This window comes from Methylobacterium sp. CB376, from assembly GCF_029714205.1.
Taxonomy (GTDB): domain Bacteria; phylum Pseudomonadota; class Alphaproteobacteria; order Rhizobiales; family Beijerinckiaceae; genus Methylobacterium.
The window spans coordinates 4,755,894-4,769,378 of sequence record NZ_CP121648.1 but is presented as its reverse complement, the minus strand read 5'-3'; the positions used below and the strand labels follow the sequence as shown (position 1 = coordinate 4,769,378).

Genomic DNA, 13,485 nt, shown 5'->3' with positions numbered 1-13,485 from the left:
CCTTCGGTATCGGCGGCCCCGCCCCTCCCGCGCCGGAGGGGAAGGGCGGCGAACCCGGTGAGCCGGGAGAGGGGGTGCCCTTGCGCGGATGGATGGAGGTCGCCGTGCGGCGTGCCGAGCGGGAATCCCGGCCGAGACACCGAGGCCCCACCGCGCTCCCCGTCCCCACCGATCTGGCTCTCGGGAGCATCCGGCTCGCTCTCGACGCCCTCCTCGCCGCCGTGCGCGCGCCCGCAGCGGAGCTGTCCGACCCATGACACTCGTCATCACCAATGCCCGCCTCCTCGATCCGGTCGCCGGACGCGAGGAGCCCGGCGCCGTCCTGATCCGCGACGGCCGCATCGCGGACGTCCAGCGGGGCGCCGTCCCGGCCGCGCCGGAGGGCGCGGAGGTGATCGACGGCGGCGGCCACGTCCTCGCCCCCGGCCTCACCGACCTGCGCGCCTTCGTGGGCGAGCCCGGCGCCGAGCACCGGGAGACCCTCGCCAGCGCCAGCGCCGCCGCCGCCGCCGGCGGGGTCACCACCCTGGTCTGCATGCCCGACACCAACCCGGTGATCGACGAGCCCGCCATCGTCGACTTCGTGCTGCGCCGCGCCCGCGACACCGCGAGCGTGAACGTCCTGCCCGCCGCCGCGATCACCAAGCACCTCGCCGGGCGCGAGATGACCGAGTTCGGGCTCCTCGGCGAGGCCGGCGCCGTCGCCTTCACGGACGGTCTGCGGGCGGTGACGAACGCGCAGGTGATGCGCCGCGCCCTCACCTACGCGCGGGATTTCGGCGCCCTGCTGATGCAGCACGTCGAGGAGCCGGACCTCGTCGGCGACGGGGTGATGAACGAGGGCGAGATGGCCTCGCGGCTCGGCCTGCACGGCATTCCGCGCGAGGCCGAGACGATCCTGCTGGAGCGCGACCTGCGCCTCGTGCGCCTGACCCGGGCCCGCTATCACGCGGCCATGATCTCCTGCGCCGATTCGGTCGAGATCGTGCGCAGGGCCAAGGAGGCGGGCCTGCCGGTCACCTGCGGCGTCTCGATCAACAACCTCGTCCTCAACGAGAACGACATCGGCCACTACCGCACCTTCTGCAAGCTCTCCCCGCCCCTGCGCACCGAGGAGGACCGCAGAGCGGTGGTGGAGGCCCTGAACGAGGGGGTCATCGACGTGATCGTCTCCGACCACAACCCGCAGGACGTGGAGACGAAGCGCCTGCCCTTCGCGGAGGCGGCGGACGGGGCGCTCGGGATCGAGACCCTGCTGGCGGCCGCCCTGCGCCTCGTCCACGCGGGCGACGTCGCGCTCCCGCGCCTCCTCGCCGCCCTGGCGCGCGAGCCCGCGCGGGTCCTCGGCCGCGACGGCGGATCCCTGGCCAAGGGCGCCCCGGCCGACCTCGTCCTGTTCGACCCCGACGAGCCCTACCGGCTCGACAAGCGGCAGCTGAAGTCGCGCTCCAAGAACTCGCCCTTCGACGAGGCGCGGCTGCAGGGGCGCGCCCTGCTCACCCTGGTCGGCGGCGCGGTCGCCTACCGGCACGCGGCGGCCGCGTGATGGGGGTCCCGCTCTGGCCGCTCCTCGCCGCCCTCGGGCTCGGCTACCTGTTCGGCGCGATCCCCTTCGGGCTCATCCTCACCCGCCTCGCCGGGCTCGGCGACGTGCGGGCGATCGGCTCGGGCAATATCGGCGCCACCAACGTCCTGCGCACCGGCCGCAAGGGGCTCGCCGCCGCCACGCTGGTGGGAGACGCCCTCAAGGGCACCGCCGCGGTGCTGGTCGCCGCCGGGCTGTTCGGGCCGGACGCCGCCCTGGCGGCGGGGCTCGGCGCCTTCCTCGGCCACCTCTTCCCGGTCTGGCTCGGCTTCAAGGGCGGCAAGGGCGTGGCGACCTTCATCGGCGTGCTCCTCGCGCTCGCGCCCCTGGCCGTCCTCGGCTTCGCGGTGATCTGGCTCGGCCTCGCATTCCTGCTGCGCTACTCCTCGGCCTCGGCGCTCGCGGCGAGCGCCACCACCCCGCTGATGCTCTGGGCGATGGGCCAGAACCGCGTCGCGCTCCTGTTCGTGGGGCTCGCCCTGCTGCTATGGTGGAAGCACGCCCCCAATATCCGCCGCCTCATGGCGGGCACGGAGGGGCGGATCGGGCAGAAGGGCTGAGACGATCCCCTGCCCTGCCGCAGGGGAGCCGTCGTTGCAACTCACGGACGCTCAGCGCCTCGACTGGCTGCGCCTGATCCGCGCGGAGGGGATCGGGCCGCGCACCTTCCGCGGCCTCGTGAACCGCTTCGGCGGGGCGGGCGCCGCCCTGGAGGCGCTGCCGGACCTCGCCCGCGCGCGCCGGAAGCCGATCCGGATCCCCAGCCGGGCGGAGGCCGAGCGCGAGGTCGCCGCCGCCGCGAAGCTCGGCGTGCGCTTCGTCGCCCTCGGCGAGGAGGCCTACCCGGCGCCGCTGCGGGCCACCGACGACGCCCCTCCCCTCATCGCCCTTCGCGGCGAGGCCGCGGTCCTGGCCCGCCCCTGCATCGCCGTGGTCGGATCCCGCAACGCCTCGGCGGCCGGGATGACCTTCGCCGAGCGCCTCGCGCAGGCCTTCGGGGCGGCGGGCTTCTGCGTCGTCTCGGGCCTCGCCCGCGGCATCGACGCCCGCGCCCACGCGGCGTCCCTGGCGACCGGCACCGCCGCCGTGCTGGCCGGCGGCCAGGACCGCATCTACCCGGCCGAGCACGAGGCGCTCGCCGCCCGCATCCTGGCCCAGGGCGGGGCGATCGTGGCCGAGATGCCCCTCGGCTGGGAGCCGCGCGGGCGCGACTTCCCGCGCCGCAACCGCATCATCTCGGGGCTGTGCCTCGGCACGGTGGTGGTGGAGGCCGCCCGCCGCTCGGGCTCGCTCATCACCGCGCGCTTCGCCCTGGAGCAGGGCCGCGAGGTCTTCGCGGTGCCGGGCTCGCCCCTCGACCCGCGCGCGGAGGGCACCAACGACCTCATCCGCCAGGGCGCGACCCTGTGCGGCGACCCGGACCACGTCCTGTCCGTGCTGATGCCGCTGGTGGCGGGCGGGCGGCCGCCCGGCGGCGCCGAGGACGGCGAGCGCGCGGCCGAGCCCGCCCTCTACTGGGACGAGACGGATTTCTTCGCCCAGGACCCCGAGCCGGCCGCGCCCGAGGGCCTGTACGAGGAGGCGGAGGAGCCGCCTCCGCCCGACGACCGCGCCCGGCTGCTCGCCCTGCTCGGCCCCTCGCCGGTGGCGGTCGACGCGCTGGGCCGGCAGGCCGGCCTGTCGGCGCGCAGCGTCCAGGGCCTGCTGCTCGAACTCGAACTCGACGGGCTGGTCACCCGGCACGGGGGCGGGAGCGTGTCGCTGCGCTGAGGCACCCGATGCCGGCGGTCATCTCTCGGTGACCGGCGGCATCACTCCGGCGGGATCATCACCCCGTCCGGCTCCTCCGGCTCCAGCCCGGCGAGCACGTCGAGGCAGCCCTGCAGGATATAGGCGGCGGCGAGCTTGTCCACGAGCTTCCCCCGCCGCGCCCGCGACGCGTCGGCCTCCAGGAGGGTGCGGGTGACCGCCGCCGTCGACAGCCGCTCGTCGAAGAGCAGCACCGGCAGCGGCAGGATCGGCGCGAGGTTGCGCACGAAGGCCCGGGTCGACTGGGCCCGGGGGCCCTCGCTGCCGTCCATGTTGAGGGGGTGCCCGACCACCAGCCCGCCGACGCCGTGCTCGGCCGCGATCGCGGCCAGGCGCCGGGCATCGGGCGTGAACTTCACCCGCCGGATCGTCTCCAGCGGCGAGGCGATGCGCCGGCCCACATCCGAGAGGGCGAGCCCGATCGTCTTCGTGCCGAGGTCGAGGCCGAGCAGCCGCCTCCCCGCCTCCCGCGAGGATTCCGCGAAGGCCGCGACACTCTCCCGGTTCACGGCCGCGGCCTGGGCTTTAAGTAGGGGGCGTTCATCCGGGAGTCCTCCTCATGCGCATCACCTGGTTCGGCCACTCGGCCTTCCGCCTCGATTTCGGCGAGAGCCACGTCCTGATCGATCCCTTCTTCACCGGCAACCCGGCCTTCGAGGGCGGCGACGCGGCCCGCGCCAGGGCGGTCGAGGGCGCGACCCACATCCTGATCACCCACGGCCACGGCGACCATGTCGGCGACACCCTGGCGGTGGCGGCCGAGACCGGCGCCAAGGTTGTGACCAATTACGACCTCTGCATGTGGCTCGGCTCCAAGGGCCTGACCAATTTCGACCCGATGAACACCGGCGGCACCACCGACCAGGGCGGATTCAAGGTCACGCTGGTGCGCGCCGACCACTCGGCCGGGATGAGCGAGGCGGGCGTCACCGTGCCGCTCGGCCTGCCGAACGGCGTCGTCGTGCGGGCGCCGGGCGAGCCGACGGTCTACCACATGGGCGACACCGACATCTTCGGCGACATGGCCCTGATCCAGGAGATCTACCGGCCGGACGTGCTGATCGTCCCGATCGGCGACCGCTTCACCATGGGGGCCGAGACGGCGGCCCTGGCGGTGCGCAAGTTCTTCGCGCCGCGGGCGGTGATCCCCTGCCATTACGGCTCCTTCCCGATCATCGCGGCCTCGGCCGACGCCTTCGTGGCGGCCCTCGACGGCAGCGGCGTCCAGGTCGTCGTGCCGCACAAGGGCACGGCCGTCACCATCGCCTGATCGGGCAGATCTTAACGTTAACGGAAGGTTACCGTGGCGGGGGCGGGCGCGGGGCGTTAACCCGGCATTAATCCTCAGCGCATCGAGGCCGCCCTTGTCCCGCTACTCCCTCGCGACGTCGCTCCTGGTCGGTGCCGCCGGCCCCGGGGCTTGGCAGGCGATCGACCTCGACGGCCGCGTCGAGCCGCTGCGCGGGCCCCTCCCGCCGGCGGCGGGCCGCTTCCCGGACCCCGAGGGGCGCCGGCGGGTGCCGCACGGGGCGATCGAGGCGGTGGGCGGGCCGCGCCGGGACCGGCCCGCCAACCGGCCCCCGCCATCCCCTCCCCGCGCGAGCGCGTCCCGGCCGCGGCGATCATCCCGGTCCGGGCCGCGGGGGTCGCCCGTCCCCACCCGATCCGCGAGGCCCTGCCCCGCATCGTCCTGGCCCCGGCCCGGCGCCGGGCGATGCCGCGCCGGCACAAGCTCATGCTCGCCCTCGCCGCGGAGGTGCTGCTCGCCGGGACCGCCCGCGCCCGGCAGAATTTCCGCCCGCCCGCGATCGAGGTCGAGGATCTCGGCCGCGACGATCGGAAGATCGCGCAGCTCGCGCCGGTGGACCTGGGCCGGGGGACCGGGAGCACCGGTGAGCGAGGGGCCTCATCCGCTGTCCGGACGATCACGTCCGGACAGCGTCTGCCAAGCCCGCGCGGCGCCTGAGCGACGCCGATATCCGCATGGCCGAAAGGGGAGATGGCGACGCAATCCCTCGGATGTCGGATCACGCGGGATCCTCCAGGCTGAACGTGTCGCTCGCCTCGTGATACGCGAAGGCCTCGGCGTAGCGCCCCCAGGAGATCACGGCCTGCAGGGTCTGCTGCGCGTACTGGGCCGACATGTGATCCTCCAGCTCGTCCTGGAACCGGCGGCGCGGGGCCGCATGCGAGGCTCGGTCGTCGAGCACGCGCCGGACATGGGCGGCCAGCGGCACGTACGCGATCAGGTGCTGGGCGAAGAGCTGCTTGCGCTCGTCGACGGCGCTCTCCGCGAAGCGGCGCCCCGCCGGTGTCAGCGTGATGTCGCCGCCCTCCAGCTCGGCGAAGCGCAGCAGTTGCAGGGTCTCGGCGATCGGGAAGAGCTCGTCGACTTCGAGTTGCAGCGTGCTCGCGAGCGCCGGCAGGTCGGCCGTGCCCCGGTAGGGCTCGCCGGCCACCGCCTCGATCAGGCCCGCCAGCAGGTTGGTCGAGACGCGCGGCAGGACCATGCCGATGCCGGTGCCCGGGAACCCTTCGGGCTTGCCGTGCCCGCCCGGCCCGGCCGGCTGGGGCGGGCGCATGGTCATGCGGGCGTAGATGTCGTCCACCAGCGCCCGGAAGGCCGGATCGAGGCGGTTGCGCGGCTGCGGGAGGTCGACCCGGATATCCCCCACCACCCGGCCGGGATTCGACGAGAAGACCAGGATGCGGTCGCTCATCAGGACGGCCTCCTCGATGTTGTGCGTCACGAGCAGGATCGAGCGGGTCGGGATGCGGGCCTCGATCCAGAGGTCGAGCAGGTCGGTGCGCAGGGTCTCGGCCGTGAGCACGTCGAGGGCCGAGAAGGGCTCGTCCATCAGCAGGATCTCGGGATGGACGACGAGGGCGCGCGCCAGCCCGACCCGCTGGCGCATCCCGCCGGACAATTCCTTCGGATAGGCGCTCTCGAACCCGTCGAGGCCGATGAGGTCGATCGCCGCGAGCGCGCGCTTGCGCCGCTCGGCCGGCGCCACGCCCTGCGCCTCGAGGCCGACCTCCACGTTCTGCAGCACGGTCAGCCAGGGAAACAGCGCGAAGGACTGGAACACCATGGCGACTTCGGGGGCCGGACCGGTCACCGGCCGGCCGTTGATCAGCGCCCGTCCCCGGCTCGGCGGCATCAAGCCGGCGATGATGCGCAGCAGGGTCGACTTGCCCGATCCCGAGCGGCCGAGCAGGGAGACGATCTCGCCCGCCCGCAGGTCGACGTTGACTTCGTCGAGAACCAGAAGGTCGGACGCGTTGCCCTTGCGGTAATGGTGCTGGACGCCCGCGACGGAGACGAGCGGCGCGTCGGAGCTGCGCGGGCGGGGAACCGGGGTGTGGGCGTCCATGCTGGAGACCTTTCGGATTGATAGGAAATCCGACGGATTGCGTGGCCATGCGGATGTCGGCGTCGCTCAAGCGCCGCGCGGGACATCCGCGGCCGCGATCAGGCGAGCCGGAAGCGGCGCTCCCCGTAGGCGTAGAGGGGGCGCCAGACGAGGCGGTTGAAGACGACGACGAACAGGCTCATCACCGCCACGCCGAGGACGACGCGCGGGTAGTCGCCCGCATCCGTCGCCTGGGCGATGTAGGCGCCGAGCCCGGCGGCCTTGAGCTTGGTGTCGCCCCAGCTCGCCACCTCGGCCACGATGCTGGCGTTCCACGACCCGCCGGAGGCGGTGAGCGCGCCGGTCACGTAGTAGGGGAAGATCCCCGGCAGGATCGCGTCGCGCCACCATTGCCAGGAGCGCATCCGGTACAGGGTCGCGGCCTCGCGCAGGTCGGTCGGGAACGCGCTCGCCCCCGCCACCACGTTGAACAGGATGTAACATTGCGTCCCGAGCACCATCAGGGGCGAGAGCCAGATGTTCGGATCGGCGCCCGTCGCCACGATGGCGACCACCGCGAAGGGGAACAGGATGTTGGCCGGGAAGGCGGCGAGGAACTGCGCGAGCGGCTGGGTCGCCTCGGCGACGGCCGGGCGCAGGCCGATCCACACCCCGATCGGGACCCAGATGACCGAGGCGACGGCGATCAGCACGACGACCCGCAGCAGCGTCAGGGCGCCGAGTGCGACGGCCTCGACGAGGTCGCCGAGGCCGAGCGTCGCCCTCACGAAGTCCGCCGCGATCCAGAGCGCGGAGGCGGCGAGCGCGACGACCGCGACGAGCCACGCCCGGTCGGCGAGCGTCGCCAGAAGAGGCTTGGCCAGAAGAGGCTTGGCCAGGCGAAGCTTGCGCGTCGCGGGGAGAAGGGACGAGGCGCGCCGGAACGGCGCGGCTGCCCGGATCACGCTGCCGAGGAGCGCCGCCGCGGCGCCGACCAGCGCCGCGATTCCGCGCAGGGCGCGGGTGCGCCGCAGGAGATCGTAGACGAAGGAGCGCGGCCGCGCCTGCGCGGCGGTCTGCTCGAAGCGGAACTTGTCGGCCCAGGCGACGATCGGCCGGAATACCAGCTGATCGTAGAGCAGGATCACCGCCGCGATGGCGGCCACCGCCCAGGCGATGGCGGCGAGGTCCTTGCGGTCGATGGCGAGGGCGAGCCACGCCCCGATCCCCGGCAGGGTGATCCTGGTGTCCCCCACCGAGATCGCCTCGGACGCGACGATGAAGAACCAGCTCCCCGACATCGACATCATCGCGTTCCAGACCAGCCCCGGCACCGCGAAGGGTGCCTCGAGGCGGACGAAGCGCTGCCAGGGCGAGAGCCGGAAGTGGCGGGTGACCTCGGTAAGGTCGCGCGGGAGGTTCCTGAGCGACTGGTAGAACGAGAAGGCCATGTTCCAGGCCTGGGCGGTGAATACCGCGAAGATCGCCGCGCATTCCGCCCCGAGCTGCCGGCCCGGGAACAGCCCGAGGAAGAAGGCGACCGTGAAGCTCAGGAACCCGAGCACCGGAACCGACTGCAGGATGTCGAGGGCCGGAACGATGACGAGTTCGGCCTTCCGGCTCTTGGCCGCCAGCGGGGCGACCAGGACGGTGAAGACGAGGGAGGCCGCCATGGCGGCGAAGAGGCGCAAGGTCGTGCGCAGGGCGTAGTCGGGCAGCAGCCAGGGATCGAGGCGCACCGGCTCGCCGTCGAGCGCGGCGAGCGGCGCGCGCATCTCGTGCACGCCGTGCAGCGTCGCGATCAGGCCGCCGATGACGACCAGGAAGGCCGCGACATCGTAGCCGTTGGGAATCAGCATGGCGCCGACGCGGCCGACGCCGAGGGGCGCGCGGCGCGTGGCATCGACGATCGAACGCGCATCGAGCATCGCGACCTCACGGATGGGAGCGGGAGAGCGGCCGGCGGCGGACCGGCCGGGCCGAGCGGCGCGCCGCGCAGGGCTGCCGACGCGCGCGACCGGCGGGGCGCGCCGCTGCGGTTCCGCCGGGACCGGCGGGGAACGAGTTCGGATCTGTCATCGCGCATCTGGTGTCGACCGGCCGCTTCGCCGATCACGCCAGCCAAGAGCGCCTCGATCAGGCGGCCGAGCGAGCGGGAACCGGCGCACGCGGCGCGGTCGATCGACTGTGACTGTCGCTTGGCATCGTCGGTGGTGGTTCGCGGATGAGTGCGGCCGGGCGGGCCAGCCGCTCCGGCTACGCCGTCCACTGACTCGTCATCGCGGCGCTGTCAACAGTCACCACGAACTGGGCAATGCTTGATCGCCGCAGCGGAAGCGGCCGTTTTCGACCTCGGCGCCAGGTCGCTCGACGTCCGAGGAGCCGGTTTATCGTTGCCGTTTGCTGTGCGTCTCGACGAATGAGCTGTCCGGGCGTGGCGCGGGCGGCGCCCGCCCTTCGCCGGGGCGCGCGGCGGCCCGGCGGCGCTGCGACCGGGCGGGCACGCTCCGCTCCGGACCCGCTGCCGTTGCGACGGCGCGAAAGCCGGTGCTATAGCGCCCCGCGGACGGCCGGACGGGCCGGATCCTCCACGCGAAGCGGGGTGTCATGTCGGTCGACGCGCAGACGGTTCGGCGCATCGCGCATCTGGCGCGGATCGCGGTGAGCGACGCGGAGGTGCCGCCGCTCCAGGACGAGCTCAACGCCATCCTGGCCTTCGTCGAGCAGCTCGGCGCGGTCGACGTCTCGGGGGTCGAGCCGATGACCTCCGTCACCCCGATGGCCATGAAGCAGCGCGATGACGCCGTCACGGATGGCGGCTACGCCCGCGAGATCGTCTTCAACGCGCCGCTCTCCGAGGACAACTACTTCCTGGTCCCGAAGGTCGTCGAGTAGCGGCTGGCAGCGCCCCGGGCGGCGAGGATTTTCGACGTGAGCACGATTCCGGCAGACCTGACCGAACTCACCCTGGCGGAGGCCCGCGACGGGCTGCGGCGGAAGGCGTTCTCGGCCCGCGAGATCGCGCAGGCGCATCTCGACGCGGTGGCGCGGGCCCGCGCGCTGAACGCCTACCTGATCGAGACGCCCGAGCGGGCGCTGGCCATGGCCGAGGTGGCGGACCGCAAGATCGCGGCCGGGGAGGCGCGCCCCCTCGAAGGGCTGCCGCTCGGCATCAAGGACCTGTTCTGCACCCACGACGTGCCGACGACGGCGGGATCGCGGATCCTCGAGGGCTTCCGCCCGCACTACGAATCGACGGTGAGCCACAATCTCTGGCGCGACGGCGCCGTGATGCTGGGCAAGCTCAACCTCGACGAGTTCGCCATGGGCTCCTCGAACGAGACCAGCGCCTACGGGCCGGTGGTCTCGCCCTGGCGCCGCCGGGACTCGGAGGCGCCCCTGGTGCCGGGCGGCTCCTCCGGCGGCTCGGCCGCGGCCGTGGCGGCCCGGCTCTGCCTTGGGGCCACCGCCACCGACACGGGCGGCTCGATCCGCCAGCCCGCGGCCTTCACCGGCACGGTCGGCATCAAGCCCACCTACGGGCGCTGCTCGCGCTGGGGCATCGTCGCCTTCGCCTCCTCCCTCGACCAGGCGGGGCCGATCACCCGCACGGTGCGCGACAGCGCGATCATGCTCGCCTCGATGGCGGGTCACGACCCCAAGGACACGACCTGCGTCGACCGGCCGGTGCCGGATTACGAGGCGGCGGTGTCCCGCGGGGTGAAGGGGCTCACCATCGGCATCCCCAAGGAGTACCGCGTCGACGGGATGCCCGCCGAGATCGAGCGGCTCTGGCACCAGGGCGCCGAGTGGCTGCGGGCCGCGGGGGCGCGGATCGTCGAGGTCTCGCTGCCGCACACCCGGTACGCGCTGCCGGCCTACTACATCGTGGCGCCGGCCGAGGCCTCCTCGAACCTCGCCCGCTACGACGGCGTGCGCTACGGGCTGCGCGTGCCGGGCAAGGACATCGTCGGGATGTACGAGCAGACCCGCGCGGCCGGCTTCGGCCGCGAGGTCAAGCGCCGCATCATGATCGGCACCTACGTGCTGTCGGCGGGCTACTACGACGCCTACTACGTCCGCGCCCAGAAGATCCGCACCCTGATCAAGCGCGACTTCGAGACCGTCTACGCGAACGGGGTCGACGCGATCCTGACCCCGGCGACGCCCTCGGCGGCCTTCGGCCTCGGCGAGAAGCAGAACGCCGACCCGGTCGAGATGTACCTCAACGACGTCTTCACCGTGACGGTGAACATGGCGGGGCTGCCGGGCATCGCGGTGCCGGCGGGCCTCGACGGCCAGGGCCTCCCGCTCGGCCTGCAGCTGATCGGCCGGCCCTTCGACGAGGAGACGCTGTTCGCCGCCGGGCAGGTCATCGAGGAGGCGGCCGGCCGGATCGCGCTCCCGCCGCGCTGGTGGGCCTGAGCGGGTGACCGTCCCGTATTACCCGCCCTCGGTCTGGCTGATGGCCGGGCTCGACCCGGTGCTGATCGGCCTCGCGCTCTATCTGGGGTGGAAGGCGGACCAGTTCGGCAAGCTCTTCCTCGTCGCCATCGTGGCGCTCGCCGTCTCGGTGCTGGTCTCCTGGGTGCTGACCGGGATCGGGCTGCCCTGGCCGGCGCCGATCGGCCACGACCTGCCGACCTTCTTCCCGGTGCGCAGCGTCGCGGCCTTCCTGTGGGCCCTTGCCGCCTACGCGGCGCGGCGCCTCCTCGCGGGCCGGACCTGACGCGCTTGACCGCGCGGATGGCGGATTCCTCAGCATCATTCGCCGAAGGGGTCACCGGTTCGGCGGCGAACCGTAGGACCGCGTCAGCGAAAATGATGCAAGACCAAGAGCTAAGCAGAGTTGCCCCGCGCCACTCTGCTTAGTAAGCGGGATCGCGCGGGGCAATCCTGCCCCGCGTCGTGATTCCGCATCCGTCCCGCCGCCGGACCGGTGACCCCCTCGGCGGATGATGCTCAGGCGCGCATGAACCCCTCCCCGGAAGCGGGATCGCGCGACACTCGGAGGCCCCGCCCATGAACGCTCCCGTGACCCCCAAGAAGCTGATCAAGGGCGCCTTGGGCGACTGGGAAGTGGTGATCGGGATGGAGATCCACGCCCAGGTGACGAGCCGCTCGAAGCTGTTCTCCGGCGCCTCGACCGCCTTCGGCGCCGAGCCGAACGCGCACGTCTCGCTGGTGGACGCCGCTATGCCCGGCATGCTGCCGGTGATCAACCGGGAATGCGTGGCGCAGGCGGTGCGCACCGGCCTCGGCCTCAAGGCGCAGATCAACCACCGCTCGGTGTTCGACCGCAAGAACTACTTCTATCCTGATCTGCCCCAGGGCTACCAGATCAGCCAGTACAAGAGCCCGATCGTCGGCGAGGGCGAGGTGCTGGTGGACCTCCCCGACGGCGAGACCATCCGGGTCGGCATCGAGCGCCTGCACCTGGAGCAGGACGCCGGCAAGTCGCTGCACGACCAGCACCCCTCCCTGAGCTTCGTCGACCTCAACCGCTCGGGCGTGGCGCTGATGGAGATCGTGTCGAAGCCGGACCTGCGCTCGTCGGAGGAGGCCAAGGCCTACGTGACGAAGCTGCGCACCATCCTGCGCTACCTCGGCACCTGCGACGGCGACATGGAGAAGGGCAACCTGCGCGCCGATGTGAATGTCTCGGTGCGCCGGCCGGGCGAGCCCTTCGGCACCCGCTGCGAGATCAAGAACGTCAACTCGATCCGCTTCATCGGCCAGGCGATCGAGACCGAGGCCCGTCGCCAGATCGCGATCCTGGAGGATGGCGGCTGGATCGAGCAGGAGACCCGGCTCTACGATCCGAACCGGAACGAGACGCGCTCGATGCGCTCCAAGGAGGAGGCGCACGATTACCGCTACTTCCCGGATCCTGACCTGCTGCCCCTGGAGATCGAGCAGGCCTTCATCGACGGGCTCAGGACCGAACTGCCGGAACTGCCCGACGCCAAGAAGGCGCGCTTCGTGGCGGAGTACGGGCTCTCGGCCTACGACGCGACGGTGCTGGTCGCCGAGCGCGCCTCCGCCGATTACTTCGAGGCGGTGGCGAAGGGCCGGGACGGGAAGGCGGCGGCGAACTGGGTCATCAACGAGCTGTTCGGCCGCCTGAACAAGGAGGGCCACGGGATCGAGGGCTCGCCCGTCTCGGCCGCGCAGCTCGGGGCGATCATCGACCTCATCGCCGACGGCACCATCTCGGGCAAGATCGCCAAGGACCTGTTCGAGATCGTGTGGGGCGAGGGCGGCGACCCGCGCGCGATCGTCGAGAGCCGCGGCCTCAAGCAGGTGACCGACACCGGCGCGATCGAGGCGGCGGTCGACCAGATCATCGCGGCCAACCCCGACAAGGTGGCGCAGGCCAAGGCCAAGCCGACGCTGCTCGGCTGGTTCGTCGGTCAGACCATGAAGGCGACCGGCGGCAAGGCGAACCCGGCGGCCGTCAACGCCCTGCTGAAGACGAAGCTCGGGATCGAGTGATCCGGGATCCGCTTGATCGAAGCGGATCCCGGATCAAAAGCCTGCGCGGCGCCTGAGCGAAGCCCATATCCGCCATCCCGAAGGGATCAAGCGGATCAGGAGCCCGCGCGGCGCTTGAGCGAAGCCCAAATCCGCCATCCCGAAGGGATCAAGCGGATTTGGGATGAGCGGGACGCCTCGCGGACAGTGCCGGCCTTCGGGCCGGCCCTGGAGGCGGCCCCGCTGCCCCCGAATCGAGAAGCC

At 72.5% G+C, this 13,485-nt stretch carries 12 protein-coding genes; 9 read left to right on the top strand and 3 right to left on the bottom strand.

What is annotated here, in order from left to right:
- The first annotated feature begins 253 nt into the window (after nucleotides 1–253).
- From QA634_RS21805 to dprA, 3 genes are read left to right on the top strand one after another with little or no spacing between them, the layout of a single operon-like run.
- Nucleotides 254–1,546, top strand: a complete 1,293-nt coding sequence (locus tag QA634_RS21805) for a dihydroorotase (RefSeq protein ID WP_012334079.1) — start codon at nucleotides 254–256, stop codon at nucleotides 1,544–1,546.
- Complete coding sequence (gene plsY, locus QA634_RS21800; protein WP_012334078.1) at nucleotides 1,546–2,145, top strand: glycerol-3-phosphate 1-O-acyltransferase PlsY; 600 nt, start codon at nucleotides 1,546–1,548, stop codon at nucleotides 2,143–2,145. The genes QA634_RS21805 and plsY overlap by 1 nt, the downstream gene beginning before the upstream one ends.
- 34 nt (nucleotides 2,146–2,179) lie before the next feature.
- Nucleotides 2,180–3,355 (top strand): DNA-processing protein DprA, encoded by a 1,176-nt coding sequence (gene dprA, locus QA634_RS21795; RefSeq protein ID WP_012334077.1) that lies wholly within the window; start codon nucleotides 2,180–2,182, stop codon nucleotides 3,353–3,355.
- 41 nt (nucleotides 3,356–3,396) lie between these two features.
- Here the strand turns inward: dprA and ruvX are convergent, their stop codons facing one another.
- Nucleotides 3,397–3,903 (bottom strand): Holliday junction resolvase RuvX, encoded by a 507-nt coding sequence (gene ruvX, locus QA634_RS21790; protein ID WP_012334076.1) that lies wholly within the window; start codon nucleotides 3,901–3,903, stop codon nucleotides 3,397–3,399.
- A gap of 50 nt (nucleotides 3,904–3,953) precedes the next feature.
- Between ruvX and QA634_RS21785 the strand changes: the two genes are divergently transcribed.
- Both QA634_RS21785 and QA634_RS21780 read left to right on the top strand, forming a co-directional pair.
- Entirely contained in the window at nucleotides 3,954–4,664 is a 711-nt protein-coding gene (locus QA634_RS21785; RefSeq protein WP_012334075.1) for a metal-dependent hydrolase, read from the top strand.
- Nucleotides 4,665–5,129: 465 nt separating this feature from the next.
- Nucleotides 5,130–5,360, top strand: coding sequence for a hypothetical protein (locus QA634_RS21780; protein ID WP_283026755.1), 231 nt, complete (start codon nucleotides 5,130–5,132; stop codon nucleotides 5,358–5,360).
- 61 nt (nucleotides 5,361–5,421) lie between these two features.
- Here QA634_RS21780 and QA634_RS21775 read toward each other — a convergent pair whose 3' ends face one another.
- Nucleotides 5,422–6,768, bottom strand: a complete 1,347-nt coding sequence (locus QA634_RS21775; RefSeq protein ID WP_012334073.1) for an ABC transporter ATP-binding protein — start codon at nucleotides 6,766–6,768, stop codon at nucleotides 5,422–5,424.
- A gap of 98 nt (nucleotides 6,769–6,866) precedes the next feature.
- Entirely contained in the window at nucleotides 6,867–8,675 is a 1,809-nt protein-coding gene (locus QA634_RS21770) for an ABC transporter permease (RefSeq protein ID WP_012334072.1), read from the bottom strand.
- Nucleotides 8,676–9,354: 679 nt separating this feature from the next.
- On the opposite strand from QA634_RS21770, the gene gatC reads away from it, so the two are divergent.
- The 4 genes from gatC (at nucleotide 9,355) to gatB (ending at nucleotide 13,242) form a co-directional block, all read left to right on the top strand.
- Entirely contained in the window at nucleotides 9,355–9,642 is a 288-nt protein-coding gene (gatC, locus tag QA634_RS21765; protein ID WP_012334071.1) for an Asp-tRNA(Asn)/Glu-tRNA(Gln) amidotransferase subunit GatC, read from the top strand.
- A gap of 36 nt (nucleotides 9,643–9,678) precedes the next feature.
- A complete protein-coding gene (gene gatA / locus QA634_RS21760) occupies nucleotides 9,679–11,172 on the top strand; it encodes an Asp-tRNA(Asn)/Glu-tRNA(Gln) amidotransferase subunit GatA (protein WP_012334070.1) in 1,494 nt (497 codons plus the stop codon).
- Between the two features lie 4 nt (nucleotides 11,173–11,176).
- Nucleotides 11,177–11,476, top strand: a complete 300-nt coding sequence (locus tag QA634_RS21755; protein ID WP_012334069.1) for a hypothetical protein — start codon at nucleotides 11,177–11,179, stop codon at nucleotides 11,474–11,476.
- A gap of 293 nt (nucleotides 11,477–11,769) precedes the next feature.
- Entirely contained in the window at nucleotides 11,770–13,242 is a 1,473-nt protein-coding gene (gene gatB / locus QA634_RS21750; protein ID WP_012334068.1) for an Asp-tRNA(Asn)/Glu-tRNA(Gln) amidotransferase subunit GatB, read from the top strand.
- The last annotated feature ends 243 nt before the right edge of the window (nucleotides 13,243–13,485 follow it).